18 protein-coding genes are annotated in these 20,705 nt (G+C 62.9%); 8 read left to right on the forward strand and 10 right to left on the reverse strand.

The genetic code is table 11. The features are described 5' to 3' along the window. Positions 1–3: 3 nt before the first annotated feature. The 4 genes from SB659_RS02290 to SB659_RS02305 form a co-directional block, all read right to left on the reverse strand. A complete protein-coding gene (locus tag SB659_RS02290; protein ID WP_410549348.1) occupies positions 4–333 on the reverse strand; it encodes a biotin/lipoyl-containing protein in 330 nt (109 codons plus the stop codon). Further along, positions 326–1,357 (reverse strand): alpha-ketoacid dehydrogenase subunit beta, encoded by a 1,032-nt coding sequence (locus SB659_RS02295; protein ID WP_410549350.1) that lies wholly within the window; start codon positions 1,355–1,357, stop codon positions 326–328. The genes SB659_RS02290 and SB659_RS02295 overlap by 8 nt, the downstream gene beginning before the upstream one ends. Beyond that, a complete protein-coding gene (locus SB659_RS02300) occupies positions 1,350–2,396 on the reverse strand; it encodes a thiamine pyrophosphate-dependent enzyme (protein ID WP_410549351.1) in 1,047 nt (348 codons plus the stop codon). The genes SB659_RS02295 and SB659_RS02300 overlap by 8 nt, the downstream gene beginning before the upstream one ends. 138 nt (positions 2,397–2,534) lie before the next feature. After that, positions 2,535–3,917, reverse strand: a complete 1,383-nt coding sequence (locus SB659_RS02305; RefSeq protein ID WP_410549352.1) for an amino acid permease — start codon at positions 3,915–3,917, stop codon at positions 2,535–2,537. Positions 3,918–4,117: 200 nt separating this feature from the next. Here SB659_RS02305 and SB659_RS02310 point away from each other — a divergent pair, with 200 nt between their 5' ends. From SB659_RS02310 to SB659_RS02335, 6 genes are all read left to right on the forward strand, one after another. Continuing rightward, positions 4,118–4,591 (forward strand): Lrp/AsnC family transcriptional regulator, encoded by a 474-nt coding sequence (locus SB659_RS02310; protein ID WP_284975418.1) that lies wholly within the window; start codon positions 4,118–4,120, stop codon positions 4,589–4,591. A 147-nt stretch (positions 4,592–4,738) separates the two neighbouring features. Then, positions 4,739–5,449, forward strand: coding sequence for an NUDIX hydrolase (locus tag SB659_RS02315; protein WP_284979645.1), 711 nt, complete (start codon positions 4,739–4,741; stop codon positions 5,447–5,449). Further along, on the forward strand, positions 5,446–6,753 hold the full coding sequence (gene nadA, locus SB659_RS02320) for a quinolinate synthase NadA (RefSeq protein WP_410549353.1): 1,308 nt from the start codon (positions 5,446–5,448) through the stop codon (positions 6,751–6,753). The genes SB659_RS02315 and nadA overlap by 4 nt, the downstream gene beginning before the upstream one ends. A gap of 37 nt (positions 6,754–6,790) precedes the next feature. Beyond that, a complete protein-coding gene (gene nadB, locus SB659_RS02325) occupies positions 6,791–8,473 on the forward strand; it encodes an L-aspartate oxidase (protein WP_410549354.1) in 1,683 nt (560 codons plus the stop codon). Then, positions 8,470–9,360, forward strand: a complete 891-nt coding sequence (gene nadC, locus SB659_RS02330; RefSeq protein WP_410549355.1) for a carboxylating nicotinate-nucleotide diphosphorylase — start codon at positions 8,470–8,472, stop codon at positions 9,358–9,360. The genes nadB and nadC overlap by 4 nt, the downstream gene beginning before the upstream one ends. A 16-nt stretch (positions 9,361–9,376) precedes the next feature. Further along, positions 9,377–10,543, forward strand: coding sequence for a cysteine desulfurase family protein (locus SB659_RS02335; RefSeq protein WP_410549356.1), 1,167 nt, complete (start codon positions 9,377–9,379; stop codon positions 10,541–10,543). 36 nt (positions 10,544–10,579) lie between these two features. On the opposite strand, the gene SB659_RS02340 is transcribed toward SB659_RS02335, so the two are convergent. Further along, positions 10,580–11,065, reverse strand: a complete 486-nt coding sequence (locus SB659_RS02340; protein WP_410549357.1) for a GtrA family protein — start codon at positions 11,063–11,065, stop codon at positions 10,580–10,582. Between the two features lie 149 nt (positions 11,066–11,214). On the opposite strand from SB659_RS02340, the gene SB659_RS02345 reads away from it, so the two are divergent. Then, positions 11,215–12,486 carry an SLC13 family permease gene (locus SB659_RS02345; RefSeq protein ID WP_410549358.1) on the forward strand — a complete coding sequence of 424 codons (1,272 nt, stop codon included), beginning with the start codon at positions 11,215–11,217 and terminating at the stop codon, positions 12,484–12,486. On the opposite strand, the gene SB659_RS02350 is transcribed toward SB659_RS02345, so the two are convergent. Then, positions 12,483–13,154, reverse strand: a complete 672-nt coding sequence (locus SB659_RS02350; RefSeq protein ID WP_410549359.1) for a DUF1684 domain-containing protein — start codon at positions 13,152–13,154, stop codon at positions 12,483–12,485. The two genes, SB659_RS02345 and SB659_RS02350, sit on opposite strands and share 4 nt — an antisense overlap. A 138-nt stretch (positions 13,155–13,292) precedes the next feature. On the opposite strand from SB659_RS02350, the gene SB659_RS02355 reads away from it, so the two are divergent. After that, complete coding sequence (locus SB659_RS02355; RefSeq protein ID WP_284979637.1) at positions 13,293–14,099, forward strand: transglutaminase-like domain-containing protein; 807 nt, start codon at positions 13,293–13,295, stop codon at positions 14,097–14,099. On the opposite strand, the gene SB659_RS02360 is transcribed toward SB659_RS02355, so the two are convergent. From SB659_RS02360 to SB659_RS02375, 4 genes are all read right to left on the reverse strand, one after another. Beyond that, positions 14,096–14,557 (reverse strand): MarR family winged helix-turn-helix transcriptional regulator, encoded by a 462-nt coding sequence (locus SB659_RS02360; protein ID WP_410549360.1) that lies wholly within the window; start codon positions 14,555–14,557, stop codon positions 14,096–14,098. The genes SB659_RS02355 and SB659_RS02360 overlap by 4 nt on opposite strands. Then, positions 14,557–15,675: an LLM class flavin-dependent oxidoreductase gene (locus SB659_RS02365; protein WP_284979635.1), complete on the reverse strand. Its 1,119-nt coding sequence runs from the start codon at positions 15,673–15,675 to the stop codon at positions 14,557–14,559. Before SB659_RS02365 ends, SB659_RS02360 begins: the two co-directional genes overlap by 1 nt. 134 nt (positions 15,676–15,809) lie before the next feature. Next, positions 15,810–19,064: an efflux RND transporter permease subunit gene (locus tag SB659_RS02370; RefSeq protein ID WP_410549361.1), complete on the reverse strand. Its 3,255-nt coding sequence runs from the start codon at positions 19,062–19,064 to the stop codon at positions 15,810–15,812. 67 nt (positions 19,065–19,131) lie between these two features. Then, on the reverse strand, positions 19,132–20,637 hold the full coding sequence (locus SB659_RS02375) for a malate:quinone oxidoreductase (protein ID WP_410549362.1): 1,506 nt from the start codon (positions 20,635–20,637) through the stop codon (positions 19,132–19,134). Positions 20,638–20,705: the final 68 nt, after the last annotated feature.

A 20,705-nucleotide genomic window follows, 5' to 3' on the forward strand; every position in this document is an offset into this window, starting at 1 on the left:
GTCTCAGTCCTCATCGAGTACGGCGCTCAGGCGGACCCGGCGCTTGGGTGCTTCGTCCTTGGGAACAGTGCCCACGATCCCGGCGGTGTCGTCCGGCACCTCGAACACAATCAGCGGTTCGCCGACGTTGACGGTGTCACCTGGCGCTCCGTGAATACGCACCACTTTACCTGCCTGTGGACTGGGCAGTTCGAGGGCGGACTTGCTGGTTTCAAGTTCCACGATTGCCTGGTTGCGCTCCACCTGCTGGCCGGGTTCCACCAGCCATTCGAGCACGGTTGCCTCGATGAGGCCTTCACCAAGATCGGGCAAAGGAAAAGCAAGTTCAGCCACGGCGGTACTCCAGTACGCGTTGGATCCCAAAAAGGATGCGGTCGATGTTCGGAATGTATTCGTCTTCCAGGTCCCCGGACGGGTAGGGAACGTCGAAGCCGGTCACTCGCTCCACGGGGGCCTTGAGCGTGTCGAAGCAGCTCTGCGTGATGAGCTGGGCCACCTCAGCGCCGAGTCCGGAGGTGAGCGGGGCTTCATGAACGACGACGGCGCGCCGCGTCTTCCCGACAGAGCGTGCCAGTGCTTCGGCGTCAATGGGCTTTAGCCAGCGAAGGTCCAGGACTTCGACGTCGATCCCGTCCTCTGCGGCGAGTTCGGCAACCTGTAGGCAGCGGGAGACCATGGCACCCCAAGCCACCAATGTCAGGTGGCGGCCCTCCTTGGCCACCCGTGCGCCTGTGGGGTTTCCCGCAGTGAACTCCACAGGACCTTTCTGCCAGTAACGGGACTTTGGTTCCATGAAGATCACAGGGTCCGGGCGGCCGGCGGCGTACTTGAGCAGGTGATAGGCATCGTTCGGAGTGGACGGTGAGACGACTTTGAGCCCGGGGACATGGGCGAAGAGTGCCTCCAGGCTTTCGCCGTGGTGTTCGGGAGCCCGGATCCCGCCGAAGCTGGGAACGCGCAACGTAATGGGCATGGGCAGCGTGCCGCGGCTGCGGTAGTTCATCCGTCCGATCTGGCACACGATTTGGTTGATTGCCGGGTAGGCAAAACCGTCGAACTGCACTTCGGGAATCGGGTGGAAGCCCGCCATTGCCAAGCCCACCGACATGCCGAGGATGCCGGACTCGGCCAGCGGGGTGTCGAAGACACGGTCCTCGCCATGTTTTGCCTGGAGTCCGTCCGTGATCCGGAAAACGCCGCCCAAACGGCCGCAGTCCTCACCGAAGATCACGGCTTTTGGGTTCTCTCCCAAAACCTCGTCCAAGGCAAGGTTGAGGGCTTGCTGCATTGACATGGTGGCTACAGTCGGTGCCGGTGCTTCAGCATCCTGGACGGTTGTCATGGTGGTCTCAGACATGTTCTGACTCCTCGCGCCACGCCGTGGCCTGGGATTGGAGGTCGGGTGTTGGCTCTTGGAAAACCATGCTGAACATCTCGGCGCCGGGCCGGGGCCCCAGCTCCTCGATGCCGGTCCGGATCGCTTCAGCCTCTTCGTCGGCTGCCCGCTGTGCCTCAACAAAGAAGGCTTCATCGGCCACGCCGTCTGCAAGCAGTCGCTGCTTGAAGCGTTCCAGCGGGTCCTCGCCCGCAGCCAGCCGCTCCTCCTCAAGAGTCCGGTAACGGCCCGGATCATCGGCTGTTGAGTGCGGACCGCGGCGGTACGTCATGGCTTCGATGACCACTGGGCCATTGCCGGAGCGGCAATGTGCCAAAGCTGACCGCGTCGCTTGGTAAACAGCAACGACGTCGTTGCCGTCCACCTGAAGGGACGGGATGCCATACCCGGCTGCCCGGGCAGCAACGGAGCCCCCGGCAACCTGCCGTTCTGTGGGGACGGAGATTGCCCAGCCGTTGTTCTGGACGAAGAAAACCACCGGGGCTTTCATGACCGCTGCAAAGTTCATGGCTTCATGGACATCGCCCTGCGATGAGGCGCCGTCGCCGAAGTACGTCACTGCAACGCCGCTGTCCGTGGGGCCGCCGAGGGTCTGGCCATGGGCCCAGCCGACGGCGTGCAGGACCGAACCGGCCACCACGGCCTGGATCGGTGCGAAGCGGGACTCCAGAGGGTTGTACATACCCCCGTGCCAGGTGGCTTTGTGAGTGGACATGTAGCCCACCATGTCCAGTCCCATGGCCTTGGCCACCCCCATCTCGCGGTAGGTGGGAAAAACGAAGTCGCGCGTCCGGTCCACGGCGTAGCCGCTGCCCACCTGGGCAGCTTCCTGGCCGAGCTCCGGAGCATAGCCGGGGATGATGCCTTGGCGTTGCCAAGCGACAGCGGCGGTATCCAGACGGCGTACCGCTGACATGAGGGCGTAAAGCTCACGGAGCTGTTCGTGCGTGAGCGGGGCCGGCGCGTCGTCGCCGCCGGACAGCTCGGGATGGGTAGTCATGAGTGTGACCCTAGTCACCGGGATCGTGCCTGCGCAATAAGCTCAGTTTGAGTACAGCATTTTGTCCATGTTGAGGAACGAACGAAGCCCTGCACGGTACAAACTGTGCAGGGCTTCGTCAATTGGTTAGGCAAGTAGTTAGCGGACTTCCTGTGTCTTTCCGATCTTGGCTCGTGCGTTGAAGAAGCAACCCGCGGCTATCACCAGGATCAGCGCCAACGTGCCCAGCAACTGGGCTGCGCTCTCAGGGTTAGCGAAGCCAACGGCAAGGATGAGTACCAAGAGCGCCAAGCCGAGGATGGTCAGGAACGGGAATCCCTTCATGCGCAACGGCAGTTCCGTTCCATCGCGGTCTGCCCTTCGGCGCAGGATGAACTGGGAAACCAGGGCGGTTCCCCAAACCATCAAGCAGGTGGAGCCCACCAGGTTCAGCAGTGCAGGCAAGACGTGCTCGGGGAAGATCAGTTCCAGGACGGTCGCGATGAAGCCGAACGCCACGGAAATGCCGACGGCGGCCACTGGCACCTTGTTGCTGTTCACCGCGGACAGCATCCGGGGTGCTTCGCCTCGCTCGGACAACGAGAAGATCATCCGCGACGCCCCGTAAAGGTTGGCGTTGAGGGCCGACAACAGCGCCACCACGGCCACCAGGGTGATGGCTGTCCCGGCTCCGGGAATTCCTGCAAGGTCGAGGACTCCTGCGAAAGGGGACTTCAGCCCGGCAGATCCCATGGGGAGGACAGCTGCGATGACGAACACGGAACCGATGTAGAAGACCAGGATGCGCCACACCACGGTGCGGATCGCCTTGCCGACGCTATGGGCCGGATTCTCGGTTTCGGCAGCGGCCACGCTGACGATTTCCGTGCCGCCGAAGGCGAAGATCACCACGAACAAGGCGTTCGCTATGCCGCTCATGCCGTGCGGAGCGAAAGTCCCGAACGCCGAGAATCCGGGGGATGTGACGTTCGGGAGCCAACCGAACAACAGTGCTGCCCCGATGAGTAGGAAAATAACGATGGCCGCTACCTTCAAGATGGCGAACCAAAACTCGAACTCGCCAAAATTGCGGACACCAACGAGGTTGATTCCCGTGAAGGCCACCATGAAGACCAGTGCGAGGATCCAGACCGGGACGACGGGCCACACCGAGAAGAGCAGCCCTGCGGCGCCAAGAGCTTCTGCGGCGATCACCACCACCAGTTGCAGCCACCAGAGCCAACCGACGGTCCCTCCGGCTGTCTTGCCCAGGGCCTTTTCAGCGTAAACGGAGAAGGCGCCGCTATTGGGATTGGCGGCAGCCATCTCGCCGAGCGCCCACATGACCAGGATAATCAGGGTTCCGGCCACGAGGTATGAAACCAGTACGGCCGGGCCGGCGGCTTGGACACCGGCGCCTGAGCCGAGGAACAAGCCCGCGCCAATGGCACTGCCCAATCCCATCATGGTCAGCTGGCGCGGCTTCAGGGAGTGGCCGAGGCCGGATGTTTGGGCAGGAGCCGCCATGGACTTCGTTGTCATACGTGTCTACCTTCTATGGATTACATGGGGGTTGAGCCTGGCAGCCTCGTGAGCTGGACAAGCCATCTGGGATGCGAGCGGATCAACCGTGCGTCGACGCCGCAGGCAGGACCGTGGAATAATTCTCGCAGATTGTAAGATACATCACTTCTCACGGTGCTGATGTGACAGGTGACAACCCTTGGGTGATGGGAACTTTGATGATGGTCGATGCGCTTGATGCAAAAATTGTACGGTTCTTCACGGATTCGCCCCGATCCTCCGTGCTTGAAGCCTCCAGGGTGCTCCGCGTCGCCCGTGCCACTGTGCAGTCCCGGATCGACCGCATGATGGAAAGCGGCGTCATTGGATCGTGGGTCCCGCAGCCGGATCCGGCCAACTTCGGCTTCCCCGTAGTGGCCTTCTGTTCCGTGACCATCACCCAGGAGATTGGCCACGACGCCGTTATCCAGAGTTTGAGTGCCATCCCCGAGATCACCGAAGTGCACACGGTGACGGGCAATTCAGACCTCATGGTGCGGATTGCCGCGCGCTCCAACCCGGACATGCAGCGGGTGCTTGACGCCATGATTGCTACCAAGTCCGTGGTCCGGTGCTCGTCGGTCATCGCGCTGAACAGCCATATCCAGGGCCGCACGCTGCCCCTCATGGAGGCGGCAGCCGAGCAAATGTGACGCAGGGCATTTGGTTCAACGTTGCCACGGACGTACCATTAGTTCTAGTCAAAATGACTTTAACTAATTCTGATCATCCAATGTATTCCTCCGGGGTAGCACCGAGACTCCGGCGGGACGGGCTGGCGTCGAAGCGAGGTGCGTGCCATGAGTCCCATCTCAGCGAACGTCGCCGAACGGCGGCTGGCACCGCCGTCGTTGGCTATTTCAACCGTCATTTTCGCTCTTCGGCCAAGCGAAAAATCGGGCCGTCCCACCCTCTGGTTGCCGCTGGTCCGGAGGATTCGCGAGCCGTTCAAGGACATGTGGGCCCTGCCAGGTGGGCCGCTGTCTCACGACGAATCCCTCCAAGACGCAGCTTCACGCAACCTCCGTGAGACCACCGGCCTCATTCCGCACTACCTTGAGCAGCTGTACGCATTCGGCGGCCTCCACCGCTCTCCCAGCCAGCGTGTGGTCTCCATCGTCTATTGGGCCCTGGTCCAACCGACAGAAGCCGCCCTCGCTGACGAATCGGAGAACGTGCGCTGGTTCCGGGCCGACCGCTTGGGGGAGTTGGCCTTTGACCACAAGGAAATCGTGGACTACGCACTGTGGCGGCTCCGCAACAAGATGGCCTACGGATCGATCGCCTACCACCTTCTGGGTGAATTCTTCACCTTGGCCCAAGTGCGGGAAGTCTACGAAGCAGTCCTGGACCGGCAATTGGATCCCGCTAATTTCCGACGCCACATCAAGGCCACGCCGGAAATCGAAGAAACCGGCCAGTACCTCCAAGGCGGGAAACACCGCCCACCACGCCTCTACCGCTTTACCGGAACACCCGGCCTCGGGCCAGATAACAGGAGCACATCATGAGCAGCGTCAACACTGCCGTCCAGTTGATCACTCGCGAAGAAGCAGAGAACGGACTCTCCCGCGCAGGCGCCACCTGCAGCCCGGCGTTGGCGAAGGGACCTTGGGAATACGACCTCGCCGAAGCGCTCGCGGGTGCTCCTGCCTACGGTCCTGGGGCATCCAGCAGCGACACCGCACCGGCCGCCACGCCGCGGCAAGGCCAGTTGCCGGACGAATACAAACAGGCCAGCGACGCCGAACTCGACGCCCGTATCCGTGCCGCGAAAGCCAAGCTCGGCGATCGCGCGGTGATCCTGGGGCACTTCTACCAACGCGATGAAGTCATCCAGTACGCGGACTTCGTGGGTGACTCCTTCCAGTTGGCCAACGCCGCACTCACCAAGCCGGACGCTGAAGCCATCATTTTCTGCGGTGTCCACTTCATGGCAGAGACCGCCGATATCCTCTCCACCCCGGAGCAGGCCGTGATCCTACCCAACTTGGCAGCCGGCTGCTCCATGGCAGACATGGCCGATGAAGATTCCGTGGAGGAGTGCTGGGAGCAGCTCGAGGAAATCTTCGGCACGGAAACCGATGATCAGGGCCGCGTACCTGTCATACCGGTCACCTACATGAACTCTTCTGCCGCACTCAAAGCTTTCTGTGGCCGGAACGGCGGTATCGTCTGCACCTCCTCCAACGCCACAGTGGTCCTGGAATGGGCGTTTGAACGCGGCCAGAGGGTCCTGTTCTTCCCGGACCAGCACTTGGGCCGCAACACGGCCAAAGCCCTCGGAGTGCCCCTAGAACAGATGCCCATGTGGAATCCGCGAAAAGAACTGGGCGGCAACGATGAGCAGGCACTGCTGGATTCACGGGTCATCCTGTGGCACGGCTTCTGCTCGGTCCACAAGCGCTTCAACGTCAGCCAAATCGAGAAGGCCCGCATCGACTTCCCGGGCGTGAACGTCATCGTCCACCCCGAGTGCCCCATGGAGGTCGTGGACGCCGCGGACTCCGCCGGTTCCACCGACTTCATCAAGAAGGCCATCGCCGCTGCCACGGAACCCACCACGTTCGCCATCGGCACCGAGATCAACATGGTGAACCGGCTTGCCGCCGAGAATCCCCAGCACACCATCTTCTGCCTTGACCCCGTGATCTGCCCGTGCTCCACCATGTACCGCATTCACCCGGGCTACCTGGCGTGGGTGCTCGAGGAACTCGTCGAAGGACGCATCGTCAACCGCATCACCGTGGATGACGCAGTGCAGGACAACGCGAAAATCGCCTTGGAGCGCATGCTGGCCGCCAAGCCGGCCTGACTACAGAACCACAACCACTAGCCGAATCGAGCTTCACATGACTGCAGATAGTTTTCCTATCGCTGCAGGCAGCCCTGCCGAAGGGCCCCGGCAACGGCTGATCGTCGTCGGAAGCGGCATCGCAGGACTGTATTCCGCGCTGCTGGCCGCCGAAGCCGGTTCCGACGTCGTGCTGCTGACCAAGGGCGCGCTCGCGGACAGCAACACGTACTTCGCCCAAGGTGGCATCTCTGCGGTGCTGGATGAACCGGCGCCCGGTGACACGGTGGCAGCGCACATCGCCGACACCATGAGGGCCGGCGCCGGGCATTGCAACGAAGAAGCCGTCCGGGTGCTGTGTACCGAGGCCCGCACCGACATCGCCGGACTGGCCCGGTTTGGTGTCAGCTTCGATCTTGACGACGACGGCGGACCGGCCTTGGGGCTGGAGGCGGCGCACTCGGCGCCGCGCATACTGCACGCAGGTGGAGATGCCACGGGTGCCCGTGTGGCGGCAGCACTGATCAAGACCGTGCTGGAGTTCCATGATGCAGGCAGGCTCCATGTCATCGGGCACGCCCAGGTGACGGCTCTGATGCGAGCGGGTGCAGGGTCCGCACGCGTGTCCGGCGTCGAGTTCCTCCACAACGGGGCCCGGCACAGCATCCACGGTGATGCTGTACTTTTGGCCACCGGTGGGGCCGGGCAACTCTTCGCGCAAACCACCAACCCGTCCGTGGCCACAGCTGATGGGCTGGCCCTTGCCTGTCGTGTCGGCGCCGACGTGGCGGACCTTGAATTCTTCCAGTTCCACCCGACGTGCATGGTGTTTCCCACTCCCCAGGCCGACGGCGCGGCGGAGCCGCTGTTGATCTCCGAAGCGGTGCGCGGGGAAGGGGCGATCCTCGTGGACGCAAACGGCCACCGCTTCATGCCTGACTACCACCCGGAGGCCGAGCTGGCCCCCCGGGACGTTGTTTCCCGAAGCATCGCCCTCCACCTTGCTGCGCTTGGGAACCCCAACGGCCATGTGTTCCTCGATGCAACGGTCATCGAAGCCCAGCGCGGGAGCGGTTTCCTCAGCAAGAGATTCCCCACCATCTCCGCCCGCACCCTCCAAGCCGGAATCGACTGGACCCGGGAACCGGTTCCCGTGGCCCCGGCAGCACACTACTGGATGGGCGGAGTGGTCACCGATCTTTACGGGCGAACCTCCGTTCCCGGTCTGTTGGCCGCTGGCGAAGTCGCTTGCACAGGAGTTCAGGGCGCCAACCGGCTGGCCAGCAATTCCTTGCTGGAAGGGCTGGTGTTTGGCCGGCGGGCTGTGCAAGGCTTCCTTTCCGAAGACCGCAGGGCTCCGCGCGGAACCACTGACGTGCTCCCGCTCAACGAGGCCGCCGAGGCGCCAACATCCAGCGGCCTCTCACGGCAGGCATTGCAGCGGCTGATGACGGCCAAGGCCGGCGTCCTGCGGAACGGGCTGCTGCTGGCTGAGGCCGAGGCTGCCCTGGCCGCTTGGGAGGCCGACGTCGTGCCCTTGGTGGTCTCCAGGTCCTTGGATGTTCAGGCGCACGAGGACTCCAACTTGCTGCTCGCGGCGCAGTTGCTCGTGCGTGCGGCGCGGAAGCGGAGGGCATCGCTCGGCGCCCATTACCGCAGCGACAGCGTGGCGGAACCTGCCCCCGTCGAGCCTTCAGAGAAGCATCACATCACCACCCGGAAAGCGAGCCTCGTCCGATGACTGCTCCAACAAACCATCTGGCCCTTCCCATGGCTCCTGTACGGGAGATCCTGGAACGAGCCTTTGCCGAGGATGCGCCCAGCGGCGACATCACTTCACAGCTGTTGATCCCGGCGCAGGCAAGGGCCGTGGCCGTGCTCAATGCGCGCGTGCCCGGAGTGCTGAGCGGAGGCTCCGTGTTCCGTGAGGCCATGCTATGCGTGGACCCGGCGCTGGACGTGGAGCTGTTGCTCGCCGACGGCGAGGAGTTCGACGCCGGAACGCACCTCGCCAGGGTCAGCGGCAACGCCCGCTCGGTGCTGCTCGCCGAACGCGTCGCCCTGAACCTGGTGCAGAGGATGAGCGCCATTGCCACCAAGACGGCGGAGTTCGTCAGGCTCGTGGAAGGCACGAGGGCCCGGATTACGGACACCCGTAAAACCACGCCCGGGCTGAGGGTGCTCGAGCGTTACGCCGTTCGCTGTGGCGGGGGAGCCAACCACCGTTACAGCCTGTCCGACGCCGTGCTGGCCAAGGACAACCACCTCGCGGTCATGACCGGGGGCGACTCCAGCAAGCTCACCGAGTTGCTGATCGCCGCGAAGGCGCAGTTGGGCCACACCACCCATTTTGAAGTCGAAGTTGACAGCGCGGACCAGATTGAGCCCGTCCTGGCGGCGGGAGTGGACACCATCATGCTGGACAACTTCTGCATCGAGCAGCTCCGGGCGGGCGTCAAACAAGTGGACGGGAGGGCAATCGTTGAAGCGAGCGGCAACGTCAACACCTCCACTGTTACCGAAATCGCCGCTGCCGGAGTCGATGTCATCTCCATCGGCGGGCTGACGCACAGCGTCGCAGCATTGGACCTCGGCCTCGATATCGAACTGACGGCGCCGCAGGGCTGAAGCCGGGGAGTCCACCATGATCTATCTTGACGCCGCCGCCACCGCGCCGGTTCGCCGTGAGGCCCTTGAGGCCATGTGGCCCTACCTCAGCGGCGATTTCGGCAACCCGTCAAGCCACCACACGTTGGGTGAAGCTGCGGCGGCAGCACTGGCCACGGCGCGCTCCGGCGTCGCTTCAGTGCTCCATTGCCGTGCTGGCGAGGTGACATTTACGTGCGGCGGTACGGAGGCCGATAACCTTGCGGTCAAGGGCATCGCCCTGGCGCGGAAGTCAGCCGATCCCACGGTCAACCGGGTGGTGATCAGCGCCGTCGAACATCCGGCAGTGGAAGAATCCGCCCGCTACCTGGAACGGGCGCATGGATTCGCCGTGGACGTGGTGCCGGTGGATGACAAGGGGTTGGTGACCATCGACGCCCTGCGGAGCGTCCTGGGCCCCCAAACGGCCCTGGTGAGCATCATGTACGCCAACAACGAGGTTGGTACAGTGCAGCCGGTCGCCGCTCTGGCGGCCGCCGCACACGAGTTCGGGGTCCCCTTCCATACTGACGCCGTGCAGGCAGCCGGCTGGCTTTCCCTGGATGTCAAGGCGTTGGGCGTGGACGCACTGAGCCTCTCCGGACACAAAGTCGGCGCACCCAAGGGCTCCGGGGTCTTGTTCGTCAAAGGACGGATACAGGTCGAGCCCCTCATGCATGGCGGAGGGCAAGAGCGAGGCAGGCGTTCAGGTACGGAAAACGTGGCAGGGGCAGTGGCGCTGTCCACAGCGCTGGCCCTCTCCGAAGTGACCCGCAAGGAGGAAGCCGCCCGGGTTACGGCATTGCGGGAGGAATTCATTGACCGGGTGCTGGCCGCAGTGCCGGATGCCATGCTGACCGGCCACCGGATTCAACGGCTCCCGTCCTTGGCGTCATTCTGTTTTCCCGGCACCAGCGGCGAATCTGTTTTGTTGGAACTTGAGCGCCTGGGGGTCATCTGTTCCAGCGGCTCCGCCTGCGCCGCCGGGTCGGATGCTCCCTCGCCGGTGTTGCTTGCGCTTGGTATCCCCCCCGAAACAGCCCAGACGGCAGTGCGCTTCAGCTTCACCTCCGCGGTGACCAGCGCCGAGCTCGAGCAGGCCGCCACCGCTGTGGAAACCGCCGTCGGACGCGTCCGGAACCTGGCGGTGCCACAACAGCACTAGCGGCGCCACAAGAAAACCAGCGGCGCCACAAGAAAACTAAACGTGCCGCGCCCGCCGGAAAATCCAGTGCCGGAGCAAGCTGAACCGCACCGCGGTGGCCGCGAATCCGGAAAGCGTCGTGGTCCACAGTTCATCGCTGACAGTGGCATCCGGCCGGAAGAGGTGAAGCACGCCGAGACTGCCACCGGTAATGACCAACGCGATGCCGATAACGATCATCCCGCTCAGGTTGTCCTTGGCGCGCTTCTTCCGGCCGCTGATCTTGAAAGTGACCCTTCGGTTCAGCGCCGTGTTCATCAGTGATGTGAGGATCAATGCCACTGCGTTCGCAAGCTGAGGGTCGATCCAGGGACGGAGCACGGCGTAGATACCCAAGGAGCTGGCAGTGCAGACGATTCCGACGCCCGTGAAGCGCAGCAGTTGCCTGACAACGGGGTACCGCAGCAGGCCGCGCCGCCGTTTTGGCTTGGTCTTGGTGGGGGTCGCCGTCCGCAATTCAGTGGCGTCGGCGGCAGTCTCCATAGGGTTAAGCCTGACACATTAAGTTGCCGGTTCTTCCCAGAGTGCGCCCGAGGAGGGGTCCGGTAGCTCCCCGATGCCCTTCCACCCGGGGACAGTGCTGCAGGCGGGCCTCGCACGGCCGAGCGGTATCCGGGCTTAGAATCCGAATCATGCGTCTTGCGATTATTGGCCTGGTTCTCCTGATAGTGGGTGGGGTAACTGTCGCGACAGGCGTGCTTCCCGTACCGGAAGTTTTTGTGCTCGTTGACCGGGTGGCACCCATCCTCGGGTTCGTGGTCGCGATGACAGTTGTCACCGAACTCGTCAGCGAGGCGGGCGCCTTCCAATGGATTGCCCGCCGGTTGCGGCAGTGGGGACGCGGTAGCAGCGTCCTTTTGTGGCTGCTCCTGGCGTTGTTCGCTACGCTGAGCACCGTTTTCCTGTCCCTTGATACGACGGCGGTGCTGCTCACCCCTGTGGTGGTAACGGTAACCCGGCAGGCAGGCTTGCCCGTCCTGCCGTTTGCGTTAACCACGGTGTGGTTGGCGAACACCGCGAGCTTGCTCCTGCCGATCTCCAACCTGACCAACCTTTTGGCACAGCACAGCCTGAACGGCATCAGTCCGGCTGGCTTTGCACAGCTGATGTGGGCTCCATCCATGATCGCGGTCCTCGTGCCGTTGGCTTTCATAGCTGTAGTCTTCCGACGCGAACTGTTCAAGAGCTACGCCACCGGTTCCCACCGCCCGGCGTCGGGAGCTAAGTCCGGCAGTTCGTCGGTAAGTGGGTCCGGAAGTTCGTCGGTAACTGCCTCGGGAGCTGCGTCGCGAAATGCGGACGGCGCCCGGGTGCCCGATAAGGTGCTCCTTGCGGGAAGCGCCGTGGTCTTGCTCCTGTTGCTTCCGGCTTTGGTGTCCGGTATCGCCATCTGGATCCCGTCGGCAGCCGCCGCCGTCGTCTTGGCCTTGTTGTTCGCGATCCGGCGACCCAAGGTGCTCAAGGTGTCACTGATACCTTGGTCCCTGTTGCTGTTCACCTGCGGCCTGTTCCTGGTGGTCGAGGCCACCCGATACGTTGGCGCTTCCGTGCTGATCGGGCAGGTAGCGGGCCAGGGTGAAGGGTTCTGGGAGCTGTTGCGGCTGGCGATGACGGGGGCCCTGGGTTCAAATGTCCTGAACAACCTGCCGGCGTACCTTCTGGCCGAGCCACTCGCCGGAACTCAGGCCAGAATGGCCGCGCTGCTGATCGGGGTCAACGCGGGGCCGCTGATCGCGCCCTGGGCCTCGCTGGCTACGCTGCTATGGCACGACCGGCTGACCCGGATGAACGTCCTGATCAAATGGCCAGGCTATGCCTTATCCGGCTTGATCGTGGCGCCGGTGACCATCCTGGCCTCGGTTGCGGGGCTTGCCATCGTGGACCCTGGGGGCTTGTTCCGTTAGGCAGGCGTGTATAACTCGCCAACCGGAATATCCGCCGGGATGCGGTTGGCCGGTCCCGCCAAGGGGCAAGCCCACGCCTCGTTGTAGGCGCACGAGGGGTTGTAAGCGAAATTGAAGTCGAGGATGAATTCCTGCTCCGCGCCGGTTCCCCGGGTCCCGTGGAACGCGCCTTTGACAGTATCCAACAAGTATCTGCCTGCCCCGTAGCTACCGCCGTCCTTGCCGGCCGTTGCGTCACGGAAGGGCACGAAAATTCCGCCCCCGTAGCTTCGCAGCCGCCAGGCTGCCAGCGAGCCCAAGCCCGGAAGGTCGAACGTGCCGATACGCGTGAACGGAACCACCCCGTCCGTACCTGTTTGGACGTTCATCTCCTGCCCGAAACCCTCAGGAGACAACACGGCGTTCAGCCGGAACGAGGGATCGTATTGCGCGGTTGTCAGTCCAGAGAACGTTGCCTTCAGTTCCGGGGTGAGCGCGGACGCGGGGTGGGTGGCAAACATGAGGTCCCGCTCCTGGCGCCAAAAGACGTGTGCGTCGAACGGGTTGGACGCTGCAAGCTGGCGCACCTTGTCGTACATGGCAAATGTCCGCAAGCGCCAATCCACTATGTCCAGGGCGGACATCGTGGGGAGAGTGTCCTCGGATTCAACGTGCGGAAGGGGAGCCATACTCCCAGCCTAGACCCGGACCGCCACAGCACACGGCCGGACCTGGTTGGGCAACGAAATCCGGCACCCTGCAGGGGATGCTACTGTCTCTGAAGGCCCCGCCCGCCAACACCCCCGTTACGAACACCCCGGAGATCAATGGAACGCAATGTTGCTGCAGAGCTCGCCTTCAAAACTGCAGCTGACACGAAGGTGGCGTTGGCGATCGCCGTGGCCAACAACTCCGGATACACCTCGGTATCGGAAAAGCTGTCCGTTACCGTCGATGGCCGGGAAGTACCGTTCCGCGAACTCGACGACCACCACGGCGGCAGGTTCCAGTACATGGAATTTGCCCAACCGAGCGAGGTCCTCGTCGCCTACAACGCCACAGTGCAGGGGCTGGGCGACCAAGACACAGCATCGGCCATGGAACTCATCCGGTACGTCAGGCCCAGCAGGTATGCCGAGTCCGACCGGCTGTTGCCAACCTCCTACGCCGAGTTCGGCTCCCTGCGGGGCGTGGAGCTGCTTCAAGCTGTCCGCGATTGGGTCAACCAGGAGCTCCGTTACGTCAGCGGATCTTCCCGGGGGACGGATGGGGCGGTGGAAACGTTGCTTCATCGCAGGGGAGTGTGCCGCGATTTCGCGCACCTTGCCATCGCCCTGTTGCGCTCCAAGGATGTGCCGGCGAGGCTTGCCGCCGTCTACGCGCCGGGTCTGACCCCCATGGACTTCCACGCCGTTGCCGAGGCTTACATCGACGGCGCTTGGCACGTCATCGATCCCACGGGACTCGCCCCCCGTGGATCCATGCTCCGGATTACCGCGGGCAGGGACTCCTCGGACACGGCCTTCCTTTCAACGGTGGGTGGCAGCTTGGTGCTCACAACGCTCAAGGTCAGCGCTTCCGTGAACGGCGAGCTCCCGAGGGAGGACCCCCGGGAGCTCATGAGCCTTCGCTAGTGCCCTGCCACGGCAGTGCGCAGCTTCTCGGTCAGGCGCAGCAGCTCGCGCTGTTCCGCCGCGGTGAGGGCGGGCTCGATCAACGCGGCGATGTCACGTACGTGGTCGCGCCCGATGGCTTTTTGAAGTTCCCGTCCGGACTCGGTGAGGGAGAGCAAGACTCCGCGACCGTCGTCGGGAGCCGACGTCCGTTCCACGAGGCCTCGCTTTTCCAAGCGGTCCACCAAGCGGCTCAGGCTTGATTGGCTCAGCAGCACCTTGTCGTTGATTTCGTTGAGGCGCAGCTGCCCGGAGGGGCAGCGGGACAACGTGAACAAGACGTCATACTCCCTGACGGGGAGTGTCTTGAACGCCGGTCCCGACTGGAGTTTCCGCATCACCGCCACCTGGGAGCGGAACAACGACTCCCAGGTCTCGGCGGCGAGGCGAACAGCGGACGACGCCGGGCTTCCGGACATCAGGCGTCCTGCTCCGCGGCGGCCGCTGATTCGTTGACCTTGGCCTCCAACGCGGCAGCCACACGTGAAGCGTGCGTCGGGGCGTCCGGAACGTGTGCGGGCTTCAGCGCTGCATACTCCTTGCGAAGAGTAGGCAGTACTTCCTCCCCGAAGAGGTCCAACTGCTCCAAGACCGTCTTCAAAGGAAGCCCGGCGTGGTCGATCAGGAACAACTGCCGCTGGTAGTCGCCAAAGAACTGGCGGAAGGTCAGCGTCTTTTCGATTACTTCCTGCGGGCTGCCCACGGTCAATGGCGTCTGGGAGGTGAAGTCCTCCAAGGAGGGTCCGTGTCCGTACACAGGTGCGTTGTCGAAGTAGGGACGGAATTCCTTCACGGCATCCTGGGAGTTCTTCCGCATGAAGAACTGGCCGCCGAGGCCCACAATCGCTTGGTCCGCCTTGCCATGGCCGTAGTGCTCGTAGCGCTCGCGGTAGAGTCCGATCAATTGCTGGTAGTGCTCTTTGGGCCAGAAGATGTTGTTGGCGAAGAAGCCATCGCCGTAATAGGCCGCGACTTCGGCGATCTGGGGCGTGCGGATGGAGCCGTGCCACACGAACGGGGCAACGTCATTCAGGGGGCGGGGGGTGGAGGTGAAGTTTTGCAGCGGTGTGCGGAACTTGCCCGACCAGTTGACGGTGTCCTCATCCCACAGTTTGCGGAGCAGGCTGTAGTTTTCGATCGCGAGTTCCACGCCGTCTTGGATGTTCTTGCCGAACCAGGGGTACACAGGGGCGGTGTTTCCCCGCCCAAGTACCAAGTCCACCCTGCCGTCGGAGAGGTGCTGCAGCATCGCGAAGTCCTCGGCGATCTTCACCGGATCATTGGTGGTGATCAAGGTGGTGGCCGTTGAGAGGGTGATCCGCTCCGTCTGCGCCGCGATGTAGGCCAACGTCGTGGTGGGGGAGGAGGAGAAGAAAGGCCGGTTGTGGTGCTCGCCGATGGCGTACACGTCCATACCAATTTCTTCGACCTTCTTGGCGATGGCAACGGACGCCTTGATGCGCTCGTTTTCCGTCGGGGTGCGGCCCGTGGTGGGGTCAGTGGTGATGTCACTGACGCTGAATACGCCGATCTGCATGGTGTGCCTTTCTCCTTGCCCGTGGTTCCGGGCCCTAGTGCCACTGTACCTCAAACTAGATGCATTTGCATGTATCGAAGCCTGTAACAGGTCAGAGCCGGGAAATGTTCCCGGCTCTGAAGTGGAGGAGTTCGCTAGTCCCCGCGGGTGGGAGCGGCGCGGCGGCCGGTTACCCGTGGGATGGTACCGGTGGTCCAGTCCTGGAGCCCACCGGCTCCGGCTCCTGCACCGGAAGCCGGGCTTGCGGTCGGTTTGCGCTGAAGGTCCTTCAACAGCTGCTTCTTTTCCCGGCGGCCCTCCACCAGCTTGTAGAGGACAGGAACCAGAACCAGCGTCAGGGCGGTGGACGATACCAGCCCACCGATCACGACGATGGCCAAAGGCTGGGAAATGAAGCCCCCACCACCGGTAAGGCCAAGCGCCATGGGAGTCAAGGCGAAAACCGTTGCCAGGGCGGTCATGAGAATGGGCCGCAGACGCTGGCGTGCGCCGTGTGTGATGGCGTCGGCGACGCCCATGCCGGGCTTGCCGTCGTGAGGTTTTCGGTATTGGTTGATCAGGTCGATCAGTACGATTGCGTTGGTCACCACGATGCCCACGAGCATCAGCATGCCGATCAGCGATGGCAGGCCCAGGGGAACGCCCGTCAGCAGCAACAGCACGATTGCGCCGGTCGCCGCAAACGGCACTGAGACGAGCAGGATCAGGGGCTGGACCAGGGACTTGAAAGCGGCCACCATGATCACGTAGACGATCGCGATTGCGGCCAGCAGGGCCAACCCCAACTGTCGGAAGGAATCCGCCTGCTGGGTAGTTGCTCCGCCAACGGATGCCGTGACGCCGGCCGGAAGGTGGACCGTTGCCAATCGTTGTTGGACGGCGGAGCTGACGCTGCCCAGGTTGGAGCCCGACGGCGTCACCGTGACTTTCGCCGTCCTCTGGCCGTTGCTGCTGGTGATGGAGACCGGCGCGTCCACCTGTTCGACGGCGGCGATGCTGTCCAGGGCGAGGCCCCCACGTACTGTGGGAATCTGGAGGGCGCGCACCGCAGCGATACTCGTGAAACGGGTGCCCTGCCCGATTTGTACGGGGTAATCGTTGGTTTCTATGCGCACAGTGCCCGCCGGAATGGGGCTGACGGTCGAAGCAAGGAAGGCACCTACCTGCTCTTCTGTCAGCCCGGCAGCAACAGCCTTGGCACGATCAACACGGACTTGGACCACCGGTTGTGTGGCGGCAAGGTTGGTGGCAACCTCGGAGCTGCCGGGAACGCCGTCCATGGACTTGACGATTGCATCGCTGGCTGTCTGGAGATCAGCCGAATTAGCGGCCTTGATGGTGATGTCCACGGTGGAGGAGGTACCGAATCCACCCTGCTGCGAGCCCACAGTGACTTTTCCTGCGGCGCCTTTGAGCTTGGCCCGGACATCATCCTGGAGCTTCTGCTGATTCGCTTTCTCGTCCGTGACAATGGTGAAAGTCGAGTTCGAAGCACCGGAAGAGGTCAAGGCAGCGAAGCCCGTTTGAGCATTGCCCGAGGTGACCTGGACGTCCTTGATTCCACTGAGCCCGCGGAGGGCAGCTTCGATTTTTGTCGCCTCATCACTCGTGGCCTGAAGGCTGGTTCCGGCGGGAAGGACCTGTTTCACCGTCATGCTGTTCTCGCCTGAACTCCCCAGGAGATCAGTGGCCAGCAACGGTGAGAGGGCGAGCGTGGCAACGAGGATAACCGCAGCCCCCGACAACGTCAAAACAGGATGCTTCTGGGTCTTCTGGAGGATGGGAAGGTAGCCGCGCTGCAGTCTGCTGCGCTGTTCAGCCTCGCGGGCCGTCTCCGCAACGCTGCGTGACCGGTCCATCCGGGAGCCGGCGCCCTCCATGGCGCCCTCGATGTTCCCCTCCGTGGTTCCTGCCGCCGCGGGGGAGGCCAGGAACCAGAATGCGAGGACCGGGACAATCGTCAACGAGACCAACAACGATGAGAGCAAGGCGATGGTCACTGTCAGCGCGAAGGGCCTGAAAAGCTCACCTGCCAGATCACCGACGAACGCGATGGGAAGAAAAACAGCGACCGTTGTGAGGGTCGATGCTGTGATAGCCCCGGCTACCTCCCGTATGGAGGTCAGGATCGCGGTGAGCTTGGGCTCTCCATAGCTGAGATGCCGTTTGATGTTCTCGATGACCACAATGGAGTCATCAACCACCCGCCCAATGGCGATGGTGAGGGCGCCGAGGGTGAGGATGTTCAGTGTGTATCCCGTGGCGAAGATGCCGATGAACGTGATCAGCAAAGACAACGGGATCGAAATGGCCGTGACCAGGGTTGAACGCACGGACATCAGGAACACGAGGATTACCGCAACGGCGAATCCCAAGCCCAGAAGACCTTCGGTGGTGAGATCTTTGATGGACTTTTCGATGAAGGGAGCCTGGTCGAAGACGGCGGTGAAGGACGCATTGTTGCCCAGTTCGGCCTGCATGGGGGCGATGGCGTCCCGTACCGCGTGGGAGATGGCCACCGTGTCGCCTTCGGGCTTCTTGGTGATCGAGAGGGCCAATGTTGGCTTGCCATTGGTCCGGGTGATCGACGTTGCTGCATCATCTTGGATGCTCGCATCGGCCACGGCGCCAATGGTAGCCGGATTCTTGGTTCCCCCCAGCGGCAGGCCCTTGATGACGTCAAGGGAATCTACGGGGCTGCCCAATTGAAGGGAGAGCGTTTTACCCTGGTCTTCGATGGTGCCCACGGGAACCAGCGTGCCGTTGTTCTTCAGGGCTTCGCTGATCGCTCCCACGGAGGCTCCGGTAGACGCGAGATCGGCCGGGCGGGGCTGGATGAGGATGTGCTGGGCGGCGCCCCCAGTGACGTCGGCGCCGCGAACGCCGTCGATCTTCTGGAGCCGGGGCACGCTGAGCCTCTGGAGATCCGCGTTGAGCTCGCTGAGCGGCCTGTCAGAAGATACCGCCAGGAAAACAATGGGGAAATCGCTGATGTTCCCGGCGATGGCTTGGGGATCCACGTTGGCCGGGAGTACCCGCTTGGCGTTCGAAATAGCCCGATCGATCTGGTTGCGCGCGCGGTCGAGGTTGGAACCGTACGTGAACACCAGGGTGATCTGCGAAACTCCGCTTCGCGAAGTGGACGAGGTCGACTCCAGTCCCTCGACGCTGTTCAAGGCCTTCTCAAGGGGTTGGCTGAGTTGCTTGTCCACCACCTCAGGCGACGCGCCCTGCATGGAGGTCACCACTGTGATCTGCGGGAACTCGATGGACGGGATGAGTTCCTGTTTCAGGGAACCCATGGTGATCACGCCGAACACCGCCGCAAAGACGGTGATCAGCGCGATCAATGCCCGGTTTCCCAGGGACAGCGTGGCCAGGCGGAACATTGCATTGACTCCTGCGGTCTACCAAACGATTCGTCTGACGGGAACCGGCCGCAGCCCCGGGAAAGGCCTAGCTTTGGACTGCGTTGGCTACTTCCAGCTGCAGGGAACGGGCTGTGCTTGCCTCGAGCTCGGCAGCAAGTTCAGGGTTTTCGTTGAGCTTGACGCCATACCCGGGCATCATGTCCTTCAGCTTGGACTGCCAGGCCTTGAAGTTCTTCGGGAAGGACTTCTGCAGCAGCTCAATCATGATCGGCACAGCCGTGGAGGCTCCGGGGGAGGCACCGAGAAGCGCGCCGATGGAGCCATCGCGGGAGGCAATGACTTCCGTGCCGAACTGAAGGACTCCACCCTTTTGCGGGTGCTTCTTGATGATCTGGACCCGCTGACCCGCAGTGATCAGTTCCCAGTTTCCGCCCGATGCTTCGGGGTAATACTCCCGAAGGGATTGCACCTTTGCCTCGTGCCGCTTGGCAACTTCCTTGATGAGGTAGGCCGTCAAGTCCATGTTGTCCTTGGCTACTGCCAACATAGGGATGATATTGCCCGGGCGTATGGACAGCGGAAGGTCCAGGAAGCTGGAGGTCTTCAGGAAGTTGGTGGAGAATCCAGCGTACGGGCCGAAGAGCAGCGACCGTTTGCCGTCCACGTAGCGGGTGTCCAGGTGCGGGACCGACATCGGAGGGGCGCCCACGGATGCCTGGCCGTAAACCTTGGCGCTGTGCTGGGAGGTGATGGCCTCATCGGTGCAGCGGAAGAACTGCCCGGACACCGGGAAGCCGCCGTAGCCCTTGCTTTCCGGAATTCCCGAGGCCTGCAACAGGTGCAGCGCGCCGCCCCCTGCGCCGACAAAGACGAACTTCGCGTGGATGCGGCCATGCTCGCCGGACGCAGGGTGCTTGAGGGACAGGTCCCAGCCGCCGCCGGCTGCGCGGTTGATGTTGGTGACGTCATGCCCGTAGTTGACCTCGGCGCCACTGTCCTTCAGGTAGCCGGTCAGCTCACGCGTCAAGGCGCCGAAATCGACGTCGGTTCCTTCCGCTGCGCGGGTGGCGGCAACACGCTGCTTGGGGTCGCGGCCCTTGACGATCAGGGGAGCCCACTTTGCGATCTGGGCCTGGTCTTCGCTGTATTCCATGCTGCGGAAGAGCGTGTTGGGCTTCAAAGCTTCGTAGCGCGTCTTCAGGAAGTTCACGTGGTCATCGCCGATGACGAAGCTCATGTGCGGAACAGTGTTGATGAAGCCCTTGGGAGAGCCAACGACCTTGCTATCCACCAGATGGGACCAGAACTGGCGGGAAAGCTGGAACTGCTCGTTGATGTGCAGTGCCTTCGACGGGTCTACGGAGCCGTCTTTGGAAGCCGGGGAGTAGTTGAGCTCGCACAGTGCGGCGTGGCCCGTTCCCGCGTTGTTCCACGGGCCGGAGCTTTCAAGCCCTACCTCGTCGAGCCTTTCAAAAAGGGAGATCGTCCAGGTGGGTTCAAGTTGCTTGATGAACGCACCAAGGGTGGCACTCATGATTCCGCCGCCAATAAGGACGACGTCGGCATGTTGAGTCTTGGAAATGAAGGTCACAATCAATCTCCGTAAGCGGCGGCACTGGCTGTCACAGAATATCCCCGGGTGGACCCAATACTGAAATT

This window comes from Arthrobacter sp. SIMBA_036 (assembly GCF_046535135.1).
Lineage (GTDB): Bacteria > Actinomycetota > Actinomycetes > Actinomycetales > Micrococcaceae > Arthrobacter.